General features: G+C 72.0%; 17 protein-coding genes and 1 tRNA gene. 14 read left to right on the top strand and 4 right to left on the bottom strand.

Annotated features, from left to right (window positions below):
- Window positions 1–31: 31 nt before the first annotated feature.
- Window positions 32–2350: a HelD family protein gene (locus tag ACNNMR_RS16575; RefSeq protein WP_419995381.1), complete on the top strand. Its 2319-nt coding sequence runs from the start codon at window positions 32–34 to the stop codon at window positions 2348–2350.
- Window positions 2351–2369: 19 nt separating this feature from the next.
- Here the strand turns inward: ACNNMR_RS16575 and ACNNMR_RS16570 are convergent, their stop codons facing one another.
- Together ACNNMR_RS16570 and ACNNMR_RS16565 are read right to left on the bottom strand one after the other, a co-directional pair.
- Entirely contained in the window at window positions 2370–3932 is a 1563-nt protein-coding gene (locus ACNNMR_RS16570; RefSeq protein ID WP_419995380.1) for a zinc ribbon domain-containing protein, read from the bottom strand.
- A 417-nt stretch (window positions 3933–4349) separates the two neighbouring features.
- Entirely contained in the window at window positions 4350–5849 is a 1500-nt protein-coding gene (locus ACNNMR_RS16565) for a hypothetical protein (RefSeq protein ID WP_419995379.1), read from the bottom strand.
- A 228-nt stretch (window positions 5850–6077) separates the two neighbouring features.
- On the opposite strand from ACNNMR_RS16565, the gene ACNNMR_RS16560 reads away from it, so the two are divergent.
- Window positions 6078–7511 carry an NAD-dependent malic enzyme gene (locus ACNNMR_RS16560; protein ID WP_419995378.1) on the top strand — a complete coding sequence of 478 codons (1434 nt, stop codon included), beginning with the start codon at window positions 6078–6080 and terminating at the stop codon, window positions 7509–7511.
- 277 nt (window positions 7512–7788) lie between these two features.
- The gene (locus tag ACNNMR_RS16555; RefSeq protein ID WP_165239578.1) at window positions 7789–8070 is read left to right on the top strand and encodes an HU family DNA-binding protein; all 282 of its coding nucleotides are present in this window, start codon (window positions 7789–7791) and stop codon (window positions 8068–8070) included.
- A 73-nt stretch (window positions 8071–8143) separates the two neighbouring features.
- Here the strand turns inward: ACNNMR_RS16555 and murA are convergent, their stop codons facing one another.
- A complete protein-coding gene (gene murA, locus ACNNMR_RS16550) occupies window positions 8144–9475 on the bottom strand; it encodes a UDP-N-acetylglucosamine 1-carboxyvinyltransferase (protein ID WP_420000386.1) in 1332 nt (443 codons plus the stop codon).
- Window positions 9476–9763: 288 nt separating this feature from the next.
- On the opposite strand from murA, the gene ACNNMR_RS16545 reads away from it, so the two are divergent.
- From ACNNMR_RS16545 to ACNNMR_RS16520, 6 genes are all read left to right on the top strand, one after another.
- Window positions 9764–10354, top strand: coding sequence for a YqgE/AlgH family protein (locus ACNNMR_RS16545; protein ID WP_419995377.1), 591 nt, complete (start codon window positions 9764–9766; stop codon window positions 10352–10354).
- Between the two features lie 54 nt (window positions 10355–10408).
- Window positions 10409–10705, top strand: coding sequence for a DUF3039 domain-containing protein (locus tag ACNNMR_RS16540; RefSeq protein WP_419995376.1), 297 nt, complete (start codon window positions 10409–10411; stop codon window positions 10703–10705).
- Between the two features lie 40 nt (window positions 10706–10745).
- Complete coding sequence (locus ACNNMR_RS16535; RefSeq protein WP_419995375.1) at window positions 10746–12362, top strand: beta-N-acetylhexosaminidase; 1617 nt, start codon at window positions 10746–10748, stop codon at window positions 12360–12362.
- Window positions 12363–12570: 208 nt separating this feature from the next.
- Window positions 12571–13446, top strand: coding sequence for an FAD binding domain-containing protein (locus tag ACNNMR_RS16530; protein WP_419995374.1), 876 nt, complete (start codon window positions 12571–12573; stop codon window positions 13444–13446).
- Window positions 13443–14843 (top strand): (2Fe-2S)-binding protein, encoded by a 1401-nt coding sequence (locus tag ACNNMR_RS16525; RefSeq protein ID WP_419995373.1) that lies wholly within the window; start codon window positions 13443–13445, stop codon window positions 14841–14843. The genes ACNNMR_RS16530 and ACNNMR_RS16525 overlap by 4 nt, the downstream gene beginning before the upstream one ends.
- The gene (locus ACNNMR_RS16520; protein ID WP_419995372.1) at window positions 14840–17152 is read left to right on the top strand and encodes a xanthine dehydrogenase family protein molybdopterin-binding subunit; all 2313 of its coding nucleotides are present in this window, start codon (window positions 14840–14842) and stop codon (window positions 17150–17152) included. Before ACNNMR_RS16525 ends, ACNNMR_RS16520 begins: the two co-directional genes overlap by 4 nt.
- Before the next feature lie 13 nt (window positions 17153–17165).
- On the opposite strand, the gene ACNNMR_RS16515 is transcribed toward ACNNMR_RS16520, so the two are convergent.
- Window positions 17166–17240 (bottom strand) — tRNA-Cys (locus ACNNMR_RS16515).
- A gap of 210 nt (window positions 17241–17450) precedes the next feature.
- Here ACNNMR_RS16515 and ACNNMR_RS16510 point away from each other — a divergent pair.
- The 5 genes from ACNNMR_RS16510 (at window position 17451) to ACNNMR_RS16490 (ending at window position 22641) form a co-directional block, all read left to right on the top strand.
- Window positions 17451–18617 carry a serine hydrolase domain-containing protein gene (locus tag ACNNMR_RS16510; protein ID WP_419995371.1) on the top strand — a complete coding sequence of 389 codons (1167 nt, stop codon included), beginning with the start codon at window positions 17451–17453 and terminating at the stop codon, window positions 18615–18617.
- Window positions 18618–18688: 71 nt separating this feature from the next.
- A complete protein-coding gene (locus ACNNMR_RS16505) occupies window positions 18689–20134 on the top strand; it encodes an MFS transporter (protein WP_419995370.1) in 1446 nt (481 codons plus the stop codon).
- A gap of 24 nt (window positions 20135–20158) precedes the next feature.
- Window positions 20159–20362 carry an Arc family DNA-binding protein gene (locus tag ACNNMR_RS16500; protein WP_419995369.1) on the top strand — a complete coding sequence of 68 codons (204 nt, stop codon included), beginning with the start codon at window positions 20159–20161 and terminating at the stop codon, window positions 20360–20362.
- A 3-nt stretch (window positions 20363–20365) separates the two neighbouring features.
- Complete coding sequence (locus ACNNMR_RS16495) at window positions 20366–20749, top strand: type II toxin-antitoxin system death-on-curing family toxin (protein WP_419995368.1); 384 nt, start codon at window positions 20366–20368, stop codon at window positions 20747–20749.
- A gap of 110 nt (window positions 20750–20859) precedes the next feature.
- Window positions 20860–22641 (top strand): DEAD/DEAH box helicase, encoded by a 1782-nt coding sequence (locus ACNNMR_RS16490; RefSeq protein WP_420000385.1) that lies wholly within the window; start codon window positions 20860–20862, stop codon window positions 22639–22641.
- The last annotated feature ends 204 nt before the right edge of the window (window positions 22642–22845 follow it).

The raw sequence follows: 22845 nt of genomic DNA, 5'->3' as shown, positions 1-22845 counted from the left end.
CGGCTGCGTTATCTGCACGAAGGGGGCGCGGGTGGCCGGCCACACCACAGCCGCGGACAGCGTCCGGGAACGCGAGATCCAGGGCGAGCAGGAGCATCTGGACCGCGTGTACGACCGGCTCGAGGAGAAGATCCACGAGGCGGAGTTCCTCATGCACGACGCCGCCAAACGGGGCCATGTCGGCACCCCCGGCGCCCTCGCCGAACGGGACGCGCAGGTCTACCGCGCGGGCATCCACCTCAACCGGCTGAACAACGAGTTCGAGGACTTCCTCTTCGGCCGCATCGACCTCCTCCTCGGCAAGGACGGCAAGCGCGGCCCCGACGGCGCGTACACCTCCGTCGAACCCGCCGACGACGCGGTCGCCGAGGACGGCACCGCCGAGATCAGGGAGACCCTGCACATCGGCCGCATCGGCGTCCTCGACGCCGACTACACGCCGATGGTCATCGACTGGCGGGCCCCGGCCGCCGCGCCGTTCTACCGCTCCACGCCCGTCGCCCCCGGCCGGGTCGTACGCCGCCGCGTCATCCGCTCCAAGGGCCGCAAGGTCCTCGGCGTCGAGGACGACCTGCTGCGCCCCGAGCTGGCGGTCACCCTGGACGGCGAGCCGCTGCCGGTCACCGGCGACGGCGCGCTGATGGCGGCGCTTGGCCGGGCCCGTACGCATGAGATGCGGGACATCGTCTCCTCCATCCAAGCCGAGCAGGACAAGGTCATCCGGGCCCCGGCGGCGTCGGTGACGGAGGTCGAGGGCGGCCCCGGCACGGGCAAGACCGCGGTCGCGCTGCACCGCGCGGCGTACCTGCTCTACCAGGACCGGCGGCGCTATGCGGGCGGCATTCTGGTGGTCAGCCCGACGCCGCTGCTCGTCGCGTATACGGAGGGTGTGCTGCCGTCGCTCGGCGAGGAGGGGCAGGTCGCGATCCGTGCGATCGGGTCGCTTGTGGAGGGGGCGGAGGCGAGTGCGTACGACGATCCGCGGGTGGCGCGGATCAAGGGCTCGTCGCGGATGGTGAAGGTGCTGCGGCGGGCGGCGCGCGGCCTGCTGGACGAGCCGCAGGGCCAGGACTCCGGTCAACTCGCCCTGGGCGAGGAGGAAGACGCCCCCGCGGCCATCCCCACCCGCCTGCGCGTGGTCGCCTTCGGCGCACGGGTCGAGCTGGAGTCGGAGGAGCTCCGCAGGATCAGGCGCGCCGTCCTCGGCGGCACCGCCCCCGTCAACCTCCTGCGCCCCCGCGCCCGCCGCTTCCTCCTCGACGCGCTGTGGTCCAAGTCCGGCGCCCAGCGCCGCTATTCGGACCCGGAGCTGGCCGCCGAGGCCCGGGAGGGCTTCGACGAGGACATCGCCACCGAGGACGCCTTCACCGACTTCCTCGACGCCTGGTGGCCCGAGCTCACCCCGGCGCAGGTGCTGGCCGCGATGGCGGACGAGAAGCGGCTGTCCCGCTGGTCCCGCCGGGTGCTGCAGCCCGGCGAGGTCCGCCGGCTCGCGCGGGCGCTGCGCAGGGAGGGGCTGTCCGTACACGACGTGGCGCTGCTGGACGAGCTGCAGGCGGTGCTCGGCACCCCCGCACGCCCGCGGAAGCCGCGCGACCTCGATCCCCTCGACCAGCTCACCGGCCTGGACGAGCTGATGCCGGAGCAGGCGGCCCCGCGTCGCAACCGCCTGGAGGAGGAGCGCCGCGACTACGCGCACGTCATCGTGGACGAGGCGCAGGATCTGACGCCGATGCAGTGGCGCATGGTCGGCCGCCGCGGCCGGCACGCCACCTGGACCGTCGTCGGCGACCCGGCCCAGTCCTCCTGGCCCGACCCGGACGACGCCGCCGCGGCCCGCGACGAGGCCCTCGGCACCCGCCCGCGCCGCCGCTTCACCCTCACCGTCAACTACCGCAACCCGGCCGAGATCGCCGAACTGGCCGCCCGCATCCTGGCGATCGCCATGCCCGGCACCCCGTCGCCGGAGGCGGTCCGCTCGACGGGGGTGGAGCCGCGTTTTGCGGTAGCGAAGGACGTGGCGTCGGACACCCGTACCGAAGCCGCCCGCCTCCTGGACGAGGTCGACGGCACCGTAGGCGTCGTCGTCCCCATGGCCTGGCGCGAAAAGGCCCGCGACTGGCTCGCGGACCTCGGCGAGCGGGCGGTGGCGCTGGGCAGCCTGGAGGCGAAGGGCCTCGAATACGACGCCACGGTGGTGGTCTGCCCCGCCGAGATCGCCGACGAGTCCCCGGCGGGCCTGCGCGTCCTGTACGTGGCCCTGACCCGCGCCACCCAGCGACTGACGGTGATCTCGGGCGACCGCGACCTGCCGGACGAGGACGGGGTGCCCGACCTGCTGCAACCGTGAGGTCCCGGCGGGAATGCCGTTACGGGAGAGGTTTGTTAGCGTCTCGGATCAGGCGACCGTATGCCTGGCACAGGACCCACCCACCTGGGTGGGTGGCGTGGACGTTCAGGTGGAAACCTGCGCCCAGCGCCGCCCCGCGTGGCCGGTGCCGGCCGGGGGCGGGAGTGCTGATCGTCGTCACGCCCTGGTGCCGGTGGGCTGCGCGGGGCAGCCGGTTCCGGTCCGTTGGTGCGTGTCCCTCCGGACGCTTGCCCGCCGGACCCGGGGATCCGGTGGGGGAGGGTGCGCCGCGTCGCCTGGGCGCGGAGCGTGGAGTCCGTCGCCGCCGGGTGGGTCCGGTTTTGGGCCGGTCCGTACGGCAGGCCGGTGGTGTGCTTGAGGTGATGACTGCCCCGGCTTCGAGCTGATCGTCAATGCTGCGGACGATCATGTGTCCGCGAGACCCATCGGTGGTAACAGTTTTCGTCTGGTGGCGCAGGCCGCGGGCGGCGATGCGCATCCAGGCACCCATGTCCCGGTCGCCCTGCCAGCCGCAATTGCCCCGATCGGGGCAGACAGCCCACTTCCAGCCCGGATCGGCGGGGCGGTCAGGAGCCTTGCGATGCCTGAGCGTGGACAGGCACCGCGGACAGCGCCGGGACGTGCCCCTGGCAGGGACCATCACCACGGCGATCCCCGTCTCCGCTGCGACGTGACGGATGTGCTCCACGATCCGTCCGCGAACGACCTGGGACAGCCGCACGTTGAGTGTCCGGCCCATGCCGCCGGCCTCCAGCGACCGCAGGTCTTCGACATAGATGACGGTGGCGCCGGTGGCGATGGCCTGGTCCACGGTCCAGCGGGCGGCGGCCCAGGCGAGCGCCTCGGCAAGCCGCGTACGACGCGCGGACAGCCTGTCGAACTCGGCTCCCAGAGCGGCGTATTTGGCGGCGAGCCCTGCGGGTACGGGGATGCCGCCGCGGCCCCGCCCGTTGAGCAGCCGCCGCTGATGATCGAGCTTCGCGCGCAGCCGCTCGGACAGGCGCCGTAGCCGGTGCTGCTTCGCGAGCACGCCTGCAGCCCGAAACGCCGCTCCGCAGCCTAGCGCGGTGACGCACCCGGAGTCGTCCAGGCGTACCGCGCCCGCACTGAGCAGGGTGTTCAGGCCCCAGTCCACGCCGAGGGCGACTTTGCGCCCAGTACGGGATGCCTTGGGGACGGGGTGCGTGTAGGCGAGATCGGCGCGCACCAGCCCGCCACGGATGGCCAGCGTGGGCAGGTGCAGGACCGCGCTGGGCGGGATCGTCGGCGGCAGCCTGATGGGGCAGCACACCCACGTCCAGTCCCGATACGAACGCGGGTCCGGGCGGGTGGGCAACTGCAGTCGCAGCAACGCCCGTCGCGGATCGCCATCGAGACGATCCAAGGTGGCCTGCTGGCTGTCGCACGCCGACAACAACAACATGCCCGCCACTCCCGGCGTGCTCTCCAGCTCGAATACGTCTCTGGGAAGCGCCCCACCGGTCTTGGTGAATGCCACGATCTGGCGCGTGCGTGCCTTGATGACGCCGGACGGCAGCTGCTCCCCACCGGGGACGGGCATCGCCGGAGTTCCAGTGAGCCGCCACCAGCTGGGTGGCCATGCCGGATACCAGTCCCACACACCAGCCGACCCGCTCGAGGAGCGCTGAGCCCGCCAGCACCTCTCCGGTCTCCTCGTCCACGCCAGCCGCAGCCGTGCCATCGTCGGCATCCTCCAGCCCTGAGTCGCGCACTCATCCGATTAACGGCTCAGCTGGAGGACGGTTACTGCCTGACGCCACCTCTCCCACTGGCATCCGGCCCCACTGCAGACACATGGGGAAGCGAGGTAGCCTGGGAAACGGCACCGGCCCGATCCATGCCCCCGGGCCCAACCATAGGCGCTTCGAGCGCCCTTCCGCCGCGAGGCGAGCTGGCGGGTCGGTGCCACTGACGTCACGGTGGGCGCCCTCTGCGCAGAGGGCGCCCACCGGCATTTTCAGCCCCCGAGCACCGAGCCGAACCGGGGTTCTCCTGCGGTCGGGACGCCGGCCGCGGTCGGCGACACGGACAGCGCCCCGGCGGTGCCGATGCGCGCCCCGCCGGACTTCAGCAGGGTGAGGGCGCCATTGCGCTCGTTTTCCCCGCTCACGCCCACCGCGAGGTCGGACCGGCCGTCGTCGTTCAGGTCGGAGAGCAGCACGTCCTCGCCGAAGAAGTCCTCGTATTCGCTGGTCCCCGGCACCCCGGCCGTGTTCTGCGTGAACAGCTGCGCGCCGGCCCCCGTGGTGCCGGCGGCCGAGCCGTACAGCACCGTCACGGCGCCGCTGTTTCCTGTGCCACGGGTGGAGCCGTCCTCCCTGGGTGCGCCGACCGCGATGTCGGCGAAGCCGTCGCCGTTGACGTCGCCGACGCTGACCTCCGAGCCGAAGTCGTCGGCGCCCTCGGCGGTCCCGGGGACGCCCGCGGTGTCCTGATCGATCACCTGGTGGGGGCCGGTGGGCCCGGCGGCGGTCCCGTAGGTGATGTGGACGTTCCCGCCCAGTGACGTGCCGGGCTGCTCCTCGCTGTTGGTGATGTCGTAGCTCAGGCCGCTCACCACGTCACCGTAGCCGTCGCCGTTGAGGTCGCCGATGTCGCTGACGGTGCCGCCGGGCAGCTCGGCGGCGACCGTGCCAGGGCCGGCCGCGGTGCCCGGCAGGTAGTAGTTGGCAAGGTAGCCCTCGGCCTTGTTCCCGCCGCTGACCAGGAGGTCGTCCTTGCCGTCCGCGTCGACGTCACCCGCGGTGAGTCTGTACGGCCGGGCCGGGTGGTTCGTGCGCACCGGCACGTCCGCCGCGGTCGGGGCGCCGATGCCGCCGGCCGGGGTGATGCCGCTGTAGGTACGGACCGTGGCGGAGGAGTCCAGCGTCGTCAGATCGGTCTTCCCGTTGCCGTCGAAGTCGCCCGCCGCCAGGTGTGCCCCGAACAGGTCGTGCCCGGTGGGATCCGGCTCGGGGATGGTCGTCCCGCCGCGCAGCCCCGCGGCGGAGCCCCACAGGACCGCGACGGTGCCGCCGCCGATGTCGCCGTTCACGGCTTCGTACGGCGCTCCCACCGCCAGATCGGTGTAGCCGTCGTGGTTGAAGTCGCCGGGCGAGGTGGCGTAACCGAACCGGTCACCCTCCTCCGGAGTGCCGGGGACGCCGGCGGAGCTCTGGGTGATGTTCGTGCGCCTGGCGGCGCTGACACCGGCGCTGGAGCCGTATAAGACGGTGACCTGGCCGGCCTGCGCGTGGCCGTTGACGGTGGCGTCAGGAGCGGAGACGGCGAGGTCCGCGTACCCGTCTCCGTTGAAGTCGGCATTGTGCGGACGAGTGGCGCTCGGGCTGCCGGCGGCGCCGGCGGGACCGGCTGAGAGGGTGACGAGGCCGCCGGTTACCGTGGCGGCGACGGTGGTGGCCGCGGCGAGACGCAGGCGTCTGCTGCGGGGCGCGGGGGTGCGTTTGTGCTTCGGCATAACGGCCTTTCGTCGACGGGCGTGGGAGGCGGTCCGTAGACCTGCAGGCTTTGCCGGGGGTTGTACGGAACAGGTCAAAAATACGCATTAAGCGGACCCCCATTGCGTCCACTACCGCGATGTGGAAAAGTCTTTCCATCCTCGGATCGTCGTTACCGGATACCGGTCGGTAGGTGCGACGATCGGGGGCAACCCACAGCGAAAAGATGAAGGAAAAGGCGAAAAGGCATGGCAACGGCGCCGAGCGTCTCCTACTCGATCACGGTCCGGCTCGAGGTCCCCGCAGGGGGCAATGCGGTCAGCCAGCTCACCTCCGCGGTGGAGGCGTCCGGCGGCTCCGTCACCGGCCTTGACGTCACCGCCTCCGGGCATGAGCGGCTGCGTATCGACGTCACCATCGCCGCGACCTCCACGGCGCATTCCGAGCAGATCGTCGAGAAGCTGCGCGGCATCGAGGGCGTGACGCTCGGCAAGGTCTCCGACCGTACGTTCCTGATGCACCTCGGCGGCAAGATCGAGATGGCGTCCAAGCACCCCATCCGCAACCGTGACGACCTCTCCATGATCTACACCCCGGGCGTCGCCCGGGTCTGCACGCAGATCGCGGAGAACCCCGAGGACGCCCGCCGCCTCACCATCAAGCGCAACAGCGTCGCGGTCGTCACCGACGGCTCCGCGGTCCTCGGGCTCGGGAACATCGGCCCCAAGGCCGCCCTCCCCGTCATGGAGGGCAAGGCGGCCCTCTTCAAGCGCTTCGCCGGCATCGACGCCTGGCCGCTCTGCCTGGACACCCAGGACACCGACGCCATCGTGGAGATCGTCAAGGCGATCGCCCCGGGCTTCGCCGGCATCAACCTGGAAGACATCTCCGCCCCCCGCTGCTTCGAGATCGAGGCCCGGCTGCGCGAGGCCCTCGACATCCCGGTCTTCCACGACGACCAGCACGGCACCGCGATCGTCGTCCTCGCCTCGCTCACCAACGCCCTGCGCGTGGTCGGCAAGCGCATCGAGGACGTCAAGGTCGTGATGTCGGGCGCGGGCGCCGCCGGTACGGCCATCCTGAAGCTCCTCCTCGACGCCGGCGTCAAGAACGCCGTGGTCGCCGACATCCAGGGCGTCGTGCACTGCGACCGCGAGGACCTCGTGGACGCGGACCCGAAGAGCGCGCTGCGCTGGATCGCCGACAACACCAACCCGGAGGGCGCCACCGGCACCCTCAAGGACGCCGTGCGCGACGCGGACGTCTTCATCGGCGTCTCCGCCCCGAACGTCCTGGACGGCGACGACGTCGCCGCCATGGCCGACGGCGCCATCGTCTTCGCCCTCGCCAACCCCGACCCCGAGGTGGACCCGTCCGTGGCCCGCCAGACGGCCGCGGTGGTGGCCACGGGCCGCTCGGACTTCCCGAACCAGATCAACAACGTGCTGGTCTTCCCGGGCGTCTTCCGCGGCCTCCTGGACGCGCACTCGCGCACGGTCAACTCCGACATGATGATCGCCGCGGCCCGCGCGATCGCCGACGTCGTCGGCGAGGACGAGCTCAACCCGAACTACATCATTCCGAGCGTTTTCAACGACAAGGTCGCCCCCGCCGTCGCCGGCGCCGTGCGCGACGCGGCGAAGGCCGCGGGCGTCACGGAAAACCCGACGATTCCGGCGTAGCGGCTACTGCACGGCGCGTCGGCTGGCCAGTGGGCCGTACGGGGACCATATGGTGTCCGGCGTACGTACCGGGCTCTTCGCGCGCCATGCAAGGGGGGCCGATTGGCTTTCCCGCCTCTACTGGGGGCAGGATGCGTACTCGGGCGGTGGGTTCCGTGAAAGCAGGGCCCGGTCCGGGGACTGTCAGTGAGCCCTGGCAGCATCGGCAAGGCCGCAACAAAAATGCGGCCGCGCCGCGTGGCACGCCTCAATGGCAAGAAGAACACGGGAGTTAGATATGAACCGCAGTGAGCTGGTGGCCGCTCTGTCCGAGCGCGCCGAGGTGACCCGTAAGGACGCCGACGCCGTTCTCGCCGCCCTCGCCGAGGTCGCCGGGGAGGTCGTCGCCAAGGGTGACGAGAAGATCACCGTCCCCGGCTTCCTGACCTTCGAGCGCACCCACCGTGCCGCTCGCACCGCGCGCAACCCGCAGACCGGTGAGCCGATCCAGATCCCGGCCGGCTACAGCGTGAAGGTCTCGGCGGGTTCGAAGCTGAAGGACGCCGCCAAGGGCAAGTAAGCGGCATCGCATACGCCGAAGGGCGGCCCTCCTCGACCGGGAGGGCCGCCCTTCGGCGGTTTCAGCAGGCCACTCAGCCGTTCGGCAGCTCGAACTTCGCGCCCAGCGCCCCCAGCTTCTCCGGGAAGTTCTCGTAGCCCCTGTTGATCAGCTCTATGCCGTGCACCCGCGACGTCCCCTGCGCCGCCAGCGCGGCGATCAGGTACGAGAAGCCGCCGCGCAGGTCCGGGATCACCAGATCGGCGCCCTGGAGCTTCGTGGGGCCCGACACGACCGCGGAGTGCAGGAAGTTGCGCTGCCCGAAGCGGCAGGGCGTGCCGCCCAGGCACTCGCGGTAGAGCTGGATGTGGGCGCCCATCTGGTTCAGGGCGCTGGTGAAGCCGAGCCGGGACTCGTACACCGTCTCGTGCACGATCGACAGCCCCGAAGCCTGCGTCAGCGCGACGACGAGCGGCTGCTGCCAGTCGGTCTGGAAGCCGGGGTGGACGTCCGTCTCCAGCGCGATCGCGTTGAGCGGGCCGCCCGGGTGCCAGAAGCGGATGCCCTCGTCGTCGATCTCGAAGGCGCCGCCGACCTTCCGGTACGTGTTGAGGAAGGTCATCATCGAGCGCTGCTGGGCGCCGCGCACGTAGACGTCGCCCTCGGTCGCCAGCGCCGCCGAGGCCCAGGAGGCGGCCTCCAGGCGGTCCGGGAGGGCGGCGTGGTTGTAGCCGCCGAGCTTGTCCACGCCGGTGATGCGGATCGTCCGGTCCGTATCCATCGCGATGATCGCGCCCATTTTCTGCAGGACGCAGATCAGGTCCTCGATCTCCGGCTCCACGGCCGCGTTCGAGAGCTCGGTGACGCCCTCCGCCAGCACCGCCGTCAGCAGCACCTGCTCGGTGGCGCCCACGGACGGGTACGGCAGCGCGATCTTCGTGCCGCGCAGCCGCTGCTTGGCCTCCAGCACCTGCCCGCCGGCCCGCTTCTCGATCGTGGCGCCGAACTGCCGCAGCACGTCGAAGTGGAAGTCGATCGGCCGGCCGCCGATGTCGCAGCCGCCGAGCCCCGGGATGAACGCGTGCCCAAGCCGGTGCAGCAGCGGGCCGCAGAAGAGGATCGGGATACGGGAGGAGCCCGCGTGCGCGTCGATGTCGGCGACGTTCGCGCTCTCCACGTGCGACGGGTCGAGCACCAGCTCGCCGGGCTCGTCGCCGGGCTTCACGGTGACCCCGTGCAGCTGCAGCAGCCCGCGGACGACGCGCACGTCACGGATGTCGGGGACGTTGCGCAGCCGGCTCGGCTCACTGCCGAGCAGCGCGGCAACCATGGCCTTGGGCACGAGGTTCTTCGCGCCGCGGACCTTCAGCTCGCCCTGGAGGGGCGTGCCGCCGTGGACAATCAGGACGTCGTCGGAGGCTGACAGCGAAGTCATCGAGTCTCGCGATCGGTGGTTACGGGCGGGGGACAGTGGGAAATGGTAATGGCCCGCGTACCCCTCTCCGTAGGCTCCAAGGGGGCAGGAGAGCGTCATGAATTCGCTACAAAACGCTGTGTATAGACCGAAGTCGCGCAGCGTGAGCACAGTAGGGGCGCAAATCATATGGGAACGGGCATCGCAGGAGTGTCCCCGCGCCCCCGCGGACCCCGTCCTTTGCCGTATACGTACGGGACTTGACTCCCGCGCAGCTGTGTTGTGCGGGATCATGTGGTCATGACGGAGGTGTCATCCCTCACAGGCCGGCTGCTCGTTGCGACGCCGTCGCTCGCCGACCCGAACTTCGAGCGCTCGGTGGTGCTGCTCCTCGACCACGACGACGAGGGCTCGCTCGGCGTTGTGCTCAACCGGCCGACGCCGGTGGACGTCGGCGACGTGCTGCAGGCGTGGGCGGAGCTGGCCGGCGACCCGGGGGTGGTCTTCCAGGGCGGCCCGGTCTCGCTGGACTCGGCGCTCGGGATCGCGGTGGTGCCGGGGCCCGAGTCCGTAGCGGCAGGCGGCTCCGTCGGGGACGGCCCGCTCGGCTGGCGCCGCGTGCACGGGGCGATCGGCCTCGTGGACCTGGACGCGCCGCCCGAGCTGCTCGCCGCCGAGCTGGGGGCGCTGCGGATCTTCGCCGGGTACGCGGGCTGGGGCCCGGGGCAGCTGGAGGACGAGCTGTCCGAGGGCGCCTGGTACGTGGTCGAGTCGGAGCCCGGCGATGTGTCCTCGCCGGCGCCCGAGGGGCTGTGGCGGGCGGTGCTGCGGCGGCAGCGGAATGAGCTGGCGATGGTCGCCACGTATCCGGACGACCCGAGCCTGAATTAGTTGAGCGGGTCAGCACCTCAACCAAACGGCTTCGGATCGGTACCCTTGGCCAACATGAGCACCCTCGAACCCGAACCGGAGCGCGGCGGCAGCACCGGCACCCTCGTCGAACCCACGCCGAAGGTGTCGCACGGCGATGGTGACCACGAGCGCTTTGCCCACTACGTCCAGAAGGACAAGATCATGGCGAGCGCGCTCGACGGCACGCCCGTCGTGGCGCTGTGCGGCAAGGTGTGGGTCCCGGGCCGCGACCCGAAGAAGTACCCGGTCTGCCCGATGTGCAAGGAGATCTACGAGTCCATGAGCTCGGGCGGCGACCGCGGCAAGGACAAGGACAAGGGCAAGAAGTGATGGTCTAGTCCACACGGCCGTCCTCATGCAGGATGGCCGCATGGACCTGGACCTGATCCCCGCGCCCGGCGCCGCGCACGCGTCCGGCGCCGGACACTTCCTGCTCACCCCGGCCACCACGCTCTCCGCCGCGGCGGGCACCGAGGGCGTCGCCCGCTGGATACGTTCCACGGTCGGCGCCGCCACCGGCCTCCCGCTCGGCCCGGGGGCCACCGCAGGCGGGATCGAGCTCGTCATCGACCCCGCCCGCCCCCGCGAGGGCTACCGCCTGGCGGTGACCGCGGGCGGCGTCCGTATCGAGGGCGGCAGCGCCGCCGGCGTCTTCTACGGGGCGCAGACCCTCCGGCAGCTCCTCGGACCCGACGCCTTCCGCCGGGCCCCGCTGGACCCGGACGCCGACTGGCGGCTGCCGGAGACCGTCATCGAGGACGCCCCCCGCTTCGGCTGGCGCGGCATGATGCTCGACGTCGCGCGGCACTTCACGCCCAAGGAGGGCGTGCTGCGGCAGCTCGACCTCCTCGCCGCGCACAAGCTCAACGTCTTCCACTTCCACCTGACCGACGACCAGGGCTGGCGCATCGAGATCAAGCGCTACCCCAAGCTCACCGAGGACGCCGCCTGGCGCCCCCGCTCCAAGCGCGGCCACCGCCACTCCTCGCTGTGGGACGAGACCCCGCACGGCGGCTTCTACACCCAGGACGACATCCGCGAGATCGTCGCGTACGCCGCCGAACGGCACATCACCGTCGTCCCGGAGATCGAGCTCCCCGGCCACTCCCAGGCCGCCATCCACGCCTACCCGCACCTCGGCAACACCGACGTCGTCGACACCACCGCCCTCGGCGTCTGGGACGACTGGGGCGTGAACCCCAACGTCCTCGCGCCCACCGACGAGGTGCTGCGCTTCTACGAGAACGTCTTCGAGGAGGTCATCGAACTCTTCCCCGCCGACTTCGTCCACGTCGGCGGCGACGAGTGCCCCAAGGAGCAGTGGAAGGCCTCGCCCGCCGCCCAGGCCCGGATGCGGGAGCTGGGGCTGAAGGACGAGGACGAGCTGCAGTCCTGGTTCATCCGGCACTTCGACGCCTGGCTGGCCGAGCGCGGGCGGCGGCTCATCGGCTGGGACGAGATCCTCGAGGGCGGCCTCGCGCCGGGCGCGACCGTCGCCTCCTGGCTCGGGTACGGCGGCGGCATCGCGGCCGCGAAGGCCGGGCACGACGTGGTGATGTGCCCGTACCAGCAGGTCTATCTCGACTACCGGCAGGCCGACGGCGACCAGGAGCCGGTGCCGATCGCGTACGTGCGGACGCTGGAGGACTTCTACCGCTTCGAGCCGCTGCCGCCGGAGCTCACCGAAGAGCAGCGCAAGCATGTCCTTGGTACGCAGGCGAATGTCTGGACCGAAGTGATGGACAGCCAGGAGCGGATCGACTATCAGGTGTATCCGCGCCTCGCGGCCTTCGCCGAGGTCGCCTGGTCCGAGCTGCCGGCACCGGACAAGCGGGACTTCACGGACTTCGAGGGGCGAATGGCCGCCCATTACCGGCGTCTTGACGCCCTCGGCGTCGACTACCGCCCGGCCGGCGGGCCCAAGCCGTGGCAGCAGCGCCCCGGTGTGCTCGGACGCCCGATCGAGGGGACCGCCCCGAACGTGTGAGGCGGGAGCGGGCGGGTCCACAGAGCGCGCGCAAGTTCGGGTGATAAGTGCCACCTGCGGGCCCGCTCGTAGCAGGTGGCTCCGGGACGGAGGTAACCTCAGGATTCTCCCGCGCCGCCGGGACCGGAAGATGTGCGAGAGTTGGCTGTCCCGGTCCGAGAGAGCGGGAGCAGTGATATCGGGGGAGAGTGCGGAAGGGGCTGCAGAGTTGACCACTCGCGCACCGCAGGTCGCGTCCGCGGTCATGCTGCCTTCCTCACTTGAGGAGGCCGCCGCCGCGCTCGCCGCCACGCCCGCGGCCGTGCCGGTCGCGGGCGGCACGGACCTGATGGCGTCCGTCAACGCCGGGCTGCTGCGGCCCACCGCGCTGGTCGGCCTCGGCCGCATCAGCGAGATCCGCGGCTGGCACTACCAGGACGGGCATGCGCTGCTCGGCGCCGGGCTCACCCATGCCCGCATGGGGCGCCCGGACTTCGCCGCGCTCATCCCCGCGCTCGCCGGCGCCGCCCGCGCCGCGGGCCCGCCCCAGATCCGTAACGCCGGCACCCTCGGCGGCAATGTCATCACCGGCGACCGCACCGGCGACGCCCTCCCCGCGCTGGCCGCGCTGGAGGCCGACCTGATCATCGTCGGCCCCGGCGGCGCGCTGCGCGAGCTGCCCGTCTCCCATCTCCTCGGCGGCGTCGACATGCTGCGCACCGGGGAGCTGATCGGTTTCGTACGGGCACCGCTGCTGCACGCCCCGCAGGTCTTCATGAAGGCGACCGGGCGCACCGGCCCCGGCCGCGCCATCGCCTCCGTCGCCCTCGTGCTCGACCCGGCGCGGCGCGGCGTGCGGATCGCCGTCGGCGCGGTCGGCCCCGCGCCGATGCGGCCCCTGGAGGCCGAGCAGTGGGTCGCGCCGCTCATCGAATGGGACGCCGGCCGCCGGCTCGCGCCCGAGGCTCTGCAGGCCTTCGGCGAGTACGTGGCCGCGTCCTGCATCCCCGACCCCGAAGAAGGCACACTGCCGGCCGCGGCGCAGCACCTGCGCCGTACCGTGTCGGCCCTGGCCCGCCGAGCTCTTGGGAGGGCGCTGTCGTGAACGCGAAGGACGGCTGGGAGCCGCTGCCCAGAACCACCGGTGACTACGACCCGGAGGCCACGGCATTCGTCCAGCTCCCGCCCGAGGGCCTGCCCCCGGCCGAGGAAGGCGCGGACCCCCTGGCCGCCCCCGGGCACTACACCCCGCCGCCCATAGCGGTGCCGGTGGCAGGCACGGACCCGGCGCAGACCGGGCAGTTCCGGGTGCCGGACTTCACCGATTCCACCCAGCAGATCCCCGTCATCGGCGGCGGCGCCGCCGAGCCGATCGCCGCCGCGGGCGCCGACCACCCCGCCGACGGCGAGGGCTCGCGCGTCGAGGGCCGGATCGGGGAGTGGCAGGAGGTGCAGTCCGCGCCGCCCGCCGGGCCGTGGCCGACCGCGCCCGGCGCACAGGAGCAGGGGCAGACGCAGGGTCACGGCGGCGCGCCGGACGGCGGCGCCGGCCTGGATGCCGTACGGCCTGGTGCAGGACACGAGGGCGTGCCGCAGGACGCCACCGGACACTGGCAGTTCGGCGACCTGGACACGAGCGGCGGCAGCTCCGTGCTCCCCGGCCTCTCCGCCGGGCTCGGCGCGGGCGCCCCGCGACAGGAGCCGGTCGAGGACGGCGGCGACCACCCCCGCGGCCACTCCGACGACGTCACCGGTGGCGACAGCCCAGGCTGGTCCGTGCCGCCCGCAGGCGACTTCCCCGACGACTCCACCGGCATGACCCTGGAGGCCGCAGGGCTCGCCGAAGCCGCCGAGCACCCGGCCGAGCTCGCCGAGCCCGACCCCGACGACCACCCCCGCGCCTCGTACGTGCTGCGCGTCAACGACGAGGACCGGCCCGTCACCGACGCCTGGATCGGCGAGTCCCTGCTGTACGTGCTCCGCGAGCGCCTCGGCCTCGCCGGCGCCAAGGACGGCTGCTCGCAGGGCGAATGCGGCGCCTGCAACGTCAAGGTGGACGGCCGCCTCGTCGCCTCCTGCCTGGTCCCCGCCGCCACCGCGGCGAGCTCCGAGGTCCGTACGGTCGAGGGCCTGGCCAAGGACGGCCGCCCGAGCGACGTCCAGCGTGCCCTCGCCGCCTGCGGCGCCGTGCAGTGCGGCTTCTGCATCCCCGGCCTCGCCATGACCGTGCACGACCTCCTCGAGGGCAACCACACCCCGAACGACCGCGAGACCCGCCAGGCCCTGGCCGGCAACCTCTGCCGCTGCACCGGCTACCAGGGCGTCCTGTCCGCCGTCCAGGAGGTCATTGCCGAGCGCGACACCGCCAGGAGCGCGGCCGCGGAGCAGACCGGCGCCCACATCCCGCAGCAGGCCGCGCCAGGCCAGGGCGGCGTGCAGCCGCCGCAGCCGCACATGCCGCCGCCGCGGGACCCCGGACATGACGCGGGAGGTGCGCTGTGAGCCCGGCAGCCTCCGGCGACGCCACCACGGCCACCCCCGCCGCCGGCACCGACCTCGGCCCGGTGGCCTCGGGCATCGGCGCCTCCGTGCCCGCCGTGGACATCCCGCCGAAGGTCGAGGGCACCTATCCGTACGCCTCCGACCTGTGGGCCGAAGGCCTCCTCTGGGCCGCCGTGCACCGCTCGCCGCACGCCCACGCCCGGATCATCGCGATCGACACCACCGCGGCCGAGGAGATGCCGGGCGTCCGGGTCGTGGTGACCCACGAGGACGTCCCCGGCGGCTCCACGCACGGCCGCCGCATCGCCGACCGCCCCGTCTTCGCCGAGGACCTGGTCCGCCACCACGGCGAGCCCGTCGCCGCCGTCGCCGCGGAGCACCCGGACACCGCGCGCCTCGCCGCGGCCGCCATCGCCGTCGAGTACGAGATCCTCGACCCCGTCACCGACCCGCAACTGGCCTTCTCCGCCGAGCCGCTGCACCCCGACGGCAACCTCATCCGCCACATCCCGCTGCACTTCGGCGACCCGGAGGCGGTGGGCGAGGTGGTGGTCGAGGGCGTGTACCGGATCGGCCGCCAGGACCCGGCCCCCATCGGCGCCGAGGCCGGCCTGGCCGTCCCGCGCCCCGACGGGGGAGTGGAGATCTACACCGCCTCCACCGACCCGCACGCCGACCGCGACACCGCCGCCGCCTGCTTCGGCCTGGAGCCGGAGCGGGTGAAGGTCGTCGTCACCGGCGTGCCCGGCGCCATCGGCGACCGCGAGGACCGCAGCATGCAGCTGCCGCTCGGCCTCCTCGCCCTGAAGACCGGCTGCCCGGTCAAGCACGCCGCGGGCCGCGAGGAGTCCTTCCTCGGCCACGCCCACCGGCACCCGACGCTGATGCGCTACCGCCACCACGCGGACGCGACCGGCAAGCTGGTGAAGGTCGAGGCGCAGATCCTGATGGACGCGGGCGCCTATGCCGACTCCTCGGCCGACGCCCTGGCCGCCGCGGTGTCGTTCGCCTGCGGCCCGTACGTCGTCCCGCACGCCTTCGTCGAGGGCTGGGCGGTCCGTACGAACAACCCGCCGTCCGGGCACCTCCGCGGCGAGGGCGCGCTGCAGGTGTGCCATGCGTACGAGGGCCAGATGGACAAGCTCGCGGCGCAGCTGGGCCTGGACCCGGCCGAGCTGCGGATGCGCAATGTGATGGCCACCGGCGACCTGCTCCCCACCGGCCAGACGGTGACCTGCCCGGCCCCGGTGGCCGAGCTGCTCACGGCCGTACGGGAAGCCCCGCTGCCGCCGCTGCCCAAGGACCTCCCGCAGGAGGAGTGGCTGCTGCCCGGCGGCCCCGAGGGCGCGGGCGAGCCGGAGTCGGTGCGCCGCGGGGTCGGCTATGGCCTCGGCATGGTGCACATGCTCGGCGCCGAGGGCGCGGACGAGGTGTCCACCGCCACGGTGCGGGTGGACGGCCCGACGGCGACCGTGATGTGCGCGGCCGTCGACCACGGCCAGGGCTTCTCGACCCTCGCCCGGCAGATCGTGCAGGAGGTGCTCGGCGTCGACGAGGTGAACATCGCCCCGATCGACACCGACCAGCCCCCGGCAGGACCGGCCACCCACGGCCGCCACACCTGGGTCTCGGGCGGCGCGGTGGAGCGGGCGGCGAAGATGGTCCGCACCCAGCTTCTCCAGCCCCTCGCCCAGAAGTTCGGCATGTCGGCGGAGCTGCTGACGATCGCCGACGGCAAGATCACGTCGTACGACGGCGTGCTCTCCACGACGGTCGCCGAGGCCCTGGACGGCAAGGAGCTCTGGGCCACGGCCCAGTGCCGCCCGCATCCGACCGAGCCGCTGGACGAGACCGGCCAGGGCGACGCCTTCGTCGGGATGGCCTTCTGCGCGGTACGGGCCGTGGTCGACGTGGACGTCGAACTCGGCTCGGTCCGGGTCGTGGAGATGGCGGTGGCCCAGGACGTAGGCAAGATCCTCAACCCGCGCCAGCTCGCCACCCGCATCGAGGCGGGCGTGACGCTGGGCGTAGGCGCGGCCCTGATGGAGAACCTCCGCACCACGGACGGCATCGTCCGCCACCCCGACTTCGCCGGCTATCCGCTGCCGACGGCTCTGGACGCCCCGTCCATCCGCATCGTCAAGCTGGTCGAGGAGCGCGACGTGGTCGCCCCCTTCGGCGCGAAGCCCGCCTCCGCGGCCCCGGTGGTGACCTCCCCGGCGGCGGTGGCGGCGGCGGTACGGGCGGCCACGGGGCGGCCGGTCGGCAGGCTCCCGATCCGGCCGCAGGCAGTGATCCCGCAGCAATAGGGATGGATGCCGGTGGAGGCCGTGACGGGAATCGAACCCGTGTAACCAGCTTTGCAGGCTGGCCCCTAAGCCACTCGGGCACACGGCCGTGTGCGTTGTCCCGACCATAGGCCGGGGGTACGGGCGCGGGTCAACGGTCGCCGGGGTGCTGCCATGGGACTGCAACACGGGCTTCATATTCGTAGCGGGGGCTGAACAATCCGGCGCGTGTTGTCGGCCGCGATGAAGCTGCGGAGGGGGCGGCTGCCCTACCTTCCGGGGCGATGGAGCCGTACAGCCGTGACGGAAGGGGCAGCAGATGGCAGTGCGCACAGTGCGGGCCGCGGGGATGGGCCTGGTGGCAGCGGCGGCCTTGATCGCCGCGTCGTTCACCGCGCCCGGGGCGGTCGGCAGCGAGAGCCGCGGCTTAGGGCATCAGCAGACGCAGGCGGCCATGGATGCCGCGGTGAAGGCGGGCGTGCCGGGCGTCGCCGCGCAGGTCAGCGAGGCGTACGGGCGCTGGGCAGGGGCCGCGGGCGTCGGGGATCTGCGGACGAAGGAGCCGCGCTCGGCGGTCGACCGCTACCGGATCGGCAGCATGACCAAGACCTTCGTCGCGACCGTGCTGCTGCAGCTGCAGGCGGCGGGGAAGCTCGACCTCGACGACAAGGTCGACACGTGGCTGCCCGGCGTGGTGACGGACAACGGCCACGACGGCAAGCAGATCTCCGTACGGCAGCTGCTCAACCACACCAGCGGGATCTTCAGCTACACCGGCGACCCGGAGTTCCTGGAGAACGGCTTCACCGAGAAGTTCCTGGAGCACCGCTACGACACGTACACCCCCGCGCAGCTGGTGAAGATCGCCATGAGCCACCCGCCGTCCTTCCAGCCGGGCGCGGGCTGGAGCTACTCCAACACCAACTACGTCCTCGCCGGAATGATCATCGAGAAGGTCACCGGACACCCGTACGCGGACGAGATCCGGCAGCGCATCATCAAGCCCCTCGGCCTGTACGCGACCTCGGTCCCGCACACCGCCACCACCGTCCCGGAGCCCAGCTCCCGGGCGTACTCGAAGCTCTCCCTCACCCCGCAGCCGACGGGCAAGACCTACGACGTCACCGAGCTCAACCCCTCGGCCGCCGGCGCCGCGGGCGCGATGATCTCCGACTCCGGCGACCTGACCCGCTTCTACGCCGCGCTGTTCGGCGGCAAGCTGCTGCCCGCCGCGCAGCTCAAGGAGATGAAGACGGCCGTCCCGGTCGGCGAGGGCCTGCCGATCGACGGCTACGGCCTGGGCCTGATGCAGACCGACCTGTCCTGCGGCGTCGCGGTCTGGGGCCACGGCGGCAACATCCAGGGCTCGGCCTCCCAGGCGGTGGCGACGCCGGACGGCAAGCACGCGCTCGCCTTCAACTTCAACGGCGACTGGGCGGGGGACAGCCAGGCGGTGATCGAGGCGGAGTACTGCCCGAAGACCTAGGACCGGCGGCCTAGCCGCCGCCCGCCCAAAGCCAGGTGTCAAAACCGGTTACGCCTCTTACGCTCGGCAGCATGCCCGATGTCGATGCCGCCGCCGAGCAGGCCACCCCCGCCGCGTCCGAGCCCCGCCCCGAGGGCATCCTCGGGCGTACGTACCGGATGCTCACCCTCGGCATCGTCACCGTCGTGCTGCTGATCGCCTTCGAGGCGATGGCCGTCGGCACGGCGATGCCCGCGGCGGCGCGCGATCTGAACGGCGTCGGGCTGTACGCGTATGCCTTCTCCGCCTACTTCACCACCGCGCTCGCCGCGATGGTGATCTCCGGCCAGTGGTCCGACCGGAGCGGCCCGCTGCGCCCGCTGGCGGCCGGGATCACGTCCTTCGCGGTCGGGCTGGTGCTCGCGGGGTCGGCGCAGACGATGTGGGTGTTCATCGCGGGGCGGGCCGTGCAGGGCCTCGGCGGCGGGCTGGTGATCGTCGCGCTGTACGTGGTGGTCAGCCGGGCCTTCCCGGAGCGACTGCGCCCGTCGATCCTCGCCGCCTTCGCGGCGTCGTGGGTGGTGCCGTCGATCGTCGGCCCGCTGGCGGCGGGCACGGTCACCGAACACCTCGGCTGGCGCTGGGTGTTCCTCGGCATCCCGCCGCTGGTGCTGCTGCCGGTGCTGGTGGCGCTGCCCGCGATCCGCCGGCGGGCGGCGGGGCCGGTGGATCCTGCGAAGGTCGCCCCTCTGGACCGCCGCCGCATCGGGCTCGCCGGGGCGATCGCGGTGGGCGCGGGCCTGCTGCAGTACGCGGGCCAGGACGTCCGGTGGCTGTCGGCGATCCCGGCGGTGGCGGGGGCCGCGCTGCTCGTCCCGGCCGTCCGCGTGCTGCTGCCCCGCGGCACGTACGCGGCCGCGCGCGGGCTCCCGACGGTGGTGCTGATGCGCGGCATCGCGGCGGGCTCGTTCATCGCGGCGGAGTCCTTCGTGCCGCTGATGCTGGTCACCCAGCGCGGCCTGTCCGTGACGGCGGCCGGCATGGCGCTCGCGGTCGGCGGCGCCACCTGGGCCCTCGGCTCCTGGACCCAGGCCCGCCCGCGCCTGGAGCGGCACCGCGAGCGCCTGGTCCGTACGGGAATGCTCCTCACGGCGTCGGCGATCGCCTCGGCCGCCCTGATCCTGAACGACGGCGTCCCGGTCTGGCTGATCGGCGTCGCCTGGGCCATCGGCTGCTACGGCATGGGCATGGTCATCTCCGGCACCAGCGTCCTCCTCCTGAAGCTCTCACCCCCGGAGGAGGCCGGCGCAAACTCCGCCGCCCTCCAACTCTCCGACAGCCTCGCGAACGTCGTCCTCCTGGCCGTGGCCGGCGTCATCTTCGCCTCCCTGGGCGGCGCCGGCATCGGCCACGGCTCCTTGGACGGCGCCTCGTCGTCCCACCCGGCGGCCTTCGTGGCGATCTTCCTGCCCATGGCGGCGGTGGCCCTGGTGGGCGCGGCGGTGGCTGGGCGCCTGCGGCCCGCGGTATCGCGGTGACCCCGCAAGTAGTACCATTTTGGTATGGCTATGAATCTCAGGCTGCCTGAGGAACTGCAGGAGTCGCTCAAGGAGCGTGCCGATGCAGAAGGGCGGAGCATGCACGCGATAGTGATCCTGGCTGTCGAGCGCTATCTGACCGAAGAGGCGGACCGTGAGACCGTCCGCAAGCTGGGGGCGAAGTATGCGGCCAAGCACGCCGACCTGCTTCGGAGGCTGGGGGAGTAGCAGGTGAAATACCTGACGGTCCGGGAGGCTCTGGACCTGGCCGAGCTCGCGTGCGCGGGACAGCAGGTGGGGGTGCGGGACCTCGGTCTGCTGGGCTCGGCGCTGCATCGGCCACAGCAGCAGATGTTCGGCGTCGTGGCGTACCCCGACCTGTTCGAGAAGGCTGCCGCCTTGCTGCAGTCGATCACCGCCAACCATCCGCTGGTTGATGGCAACAAGCGCACCGCCTGGATGTGTACGGCGGTCTTCCTTGATGTCAACGGTGTCGACATGGCCGACGTCGACCAGGACCGTGCGTACGACCTCGTCATAGGTATTGCGGCGGGCAAGACCGAGGACGTGTCGGTGATTGCCGCGGCCCTGCGCGAGCTACAGCGCGCGGTGTGACCTGAGTCGCACCTCGGAGGGGTTCCGGGGCGTAGCCCAAGAGGTGGGCGGGGGTGGCGGGTAGGCTGACGCGGTTGCCCGTAGACCGCCTGTCGAACCCGTCGGAGACCGTGAGTACCACCGCCTCGCATCACCTTTCGCCCGCCTTTCCTGGTCGTGCCCCCTGGGGTACGGCCAGCAAGCTGCGTGCCTGGCAGCAAGGGGCGATGGAGTCGTATCTCGGCTCCCAGCCGCGGGACTTCCTCGCCGTCGCGACCCCCGGCGCCGGGAAGACCACCTTCGCGCTCACCCTCGCCTCGTGGCTGCTGCACCACCACGTCGTGCAGCAGATCACCGTCGTGGCGCCGACCGAGCATCTGAAGAAGCAGTGGGCCGAGGCGGCCGCGCGGGTCGGGATCAAGCTGGATCCGGAGTACAGCGCGGGGCCGGTCAGCAAGGACTATCACGGCGTCGCTGTCACGTACGCCGGCGTCGGCGTCCGCCCCATGCTGCACCGCAATCGCTGCGAGTCCCGCAAGACGCTCGTCATCCTCGACGAGATCCACCACGCCGGCGACTCCCGATCCTGGGGCGAGGCGTGCCTGGAGGCCTTCGAGCCGGCGACCCGCCGGCTCGCGCTGACCGGGACGCCCTTCCGGTCCGATACGAACCCCATCCCCTTCGTCACGTACGAGGAAGGGAACGACGGGATCCGGCGGTCGTCCGCCGACTACACGTATGGCTACGGGCACGCGCTCAACGACGGCGTGGTGCGGCCGGTCATATTCCTCTCCTACAGCGGCAACATGCGCTGGCGCACCAAGGCCGGCGACGAGATCGAGGCCCGCCTCGGCGAGCCCATGACCAAGGACGCCATCGGCCAGGCCTGGCGCACCGCGCTCGATGCCAAGGGCGACTGGATCCCCAACGTGCTGCGCGCCGCCGACGCCCGCCTCAGCGAGGTCCGCAAGGGCATCCCGGACGCCGGCGGCCTGGTCATCGCCGCCGACCAGGAGGCGGCCCGGGCGTACGCGAAGGTGCTGCGGGAAATAACGGGCACCAAGCCGACCGTCGTGCTCTCCGACGACACCGGCTCCTCCGGGCGGATCGAGGACTTCCGGCAGTCGGAGGACCGCTGGATGGTCGCGGTCCGGATGGTGTCGGAGGGCGTCGACGTGCCGCGGCTTGCGGTCGGCGTGTACGCCACCACCATCTCCACGCCGCTGTTCTTCGCGCAGGCTGTGGGCCGTTTCGTACGGTCCCGGCGGCGCGGCGAGACCGCCTCGGTCTTCCTGCCGACGATCCCCGACCTGCTGTCCTTCGCGCACGAGATGGAGGTCGAGCGCGACCACATCCTGGACAAGCCGAAGAAGGGCGAGGACGACCCGTACGCGGAGAGCGAGAAGGAGCTCGAGGAAGCCAACAAGCAGCAGGACGAGGACACCGGCGAGCAGGACGAGCTGCCCTTCGAGGCGCTGCAGTCGGACGCGGTCTTCGACCGAGTGGTGTACGAGGGCGCCGAGTTCGGCATGCAGGCGCACCCGGGCAGCGAGGAGGAGCAGGACTACCTCGGCATCCCCGGGCTGCTGGAGCCCGACCAGGTGCAGATGCTGCTGCAGAAGCGGCAGGCCCGCCAGATCGCGCACAGCAAGAAGAAGCCGGCCGAGGAGGCCGACCTGCTGGAGATGCCCGCCGACCGGCGCCCCGTGGTCACGCACCGGGAGCTCATGGAGCTGCGCAAGGAGCTCAACGGCCTGGTGGGCGCGTACGTCCACCAGAGCGGCAAGCCGCACGGCGTCATCCACACCGAGCTGCGCCGAGTCTGCGGCGGCCCGCCGAGCGCGGAGGCGACGGCGGGGCAGCTGACGCAGCGGATCGCGAAGGTACGGGAGTGGGCCACGCGGATGCGGTGACGCGCGAGATGCGTGTGTGATCGCGTTCTACAAGGCTTCTGCAACGTCGTTTTGGTGACGGCGTGATAAAGGTGCGCCCGGATTCTGGACGAGGGCTTCCGCTGAGCGGACTGGCTCGCTAGGTTTCCGGTCACTCCACCCGGGGTTTACGGGGCGGAGCCCGCCCGCGCGGCAGCGTCGCCGCGTGCGGCGGCGAGCCGGTGC

It is taken from the genome of Streptomyces boninensis (assembly GCF_048572725.1).
Lineage (GTDB): Bacteria > Actinomycetota > Actinomycetes > Streptomycetales > Streptomycetaceae > Streptomyces > Streptomyces boninensis.
The sequence above is the reverse complement of the archived record's forward strand: the minus strand, read 5'-3'. Positions and strand labels throughout refer to the sequence as shown.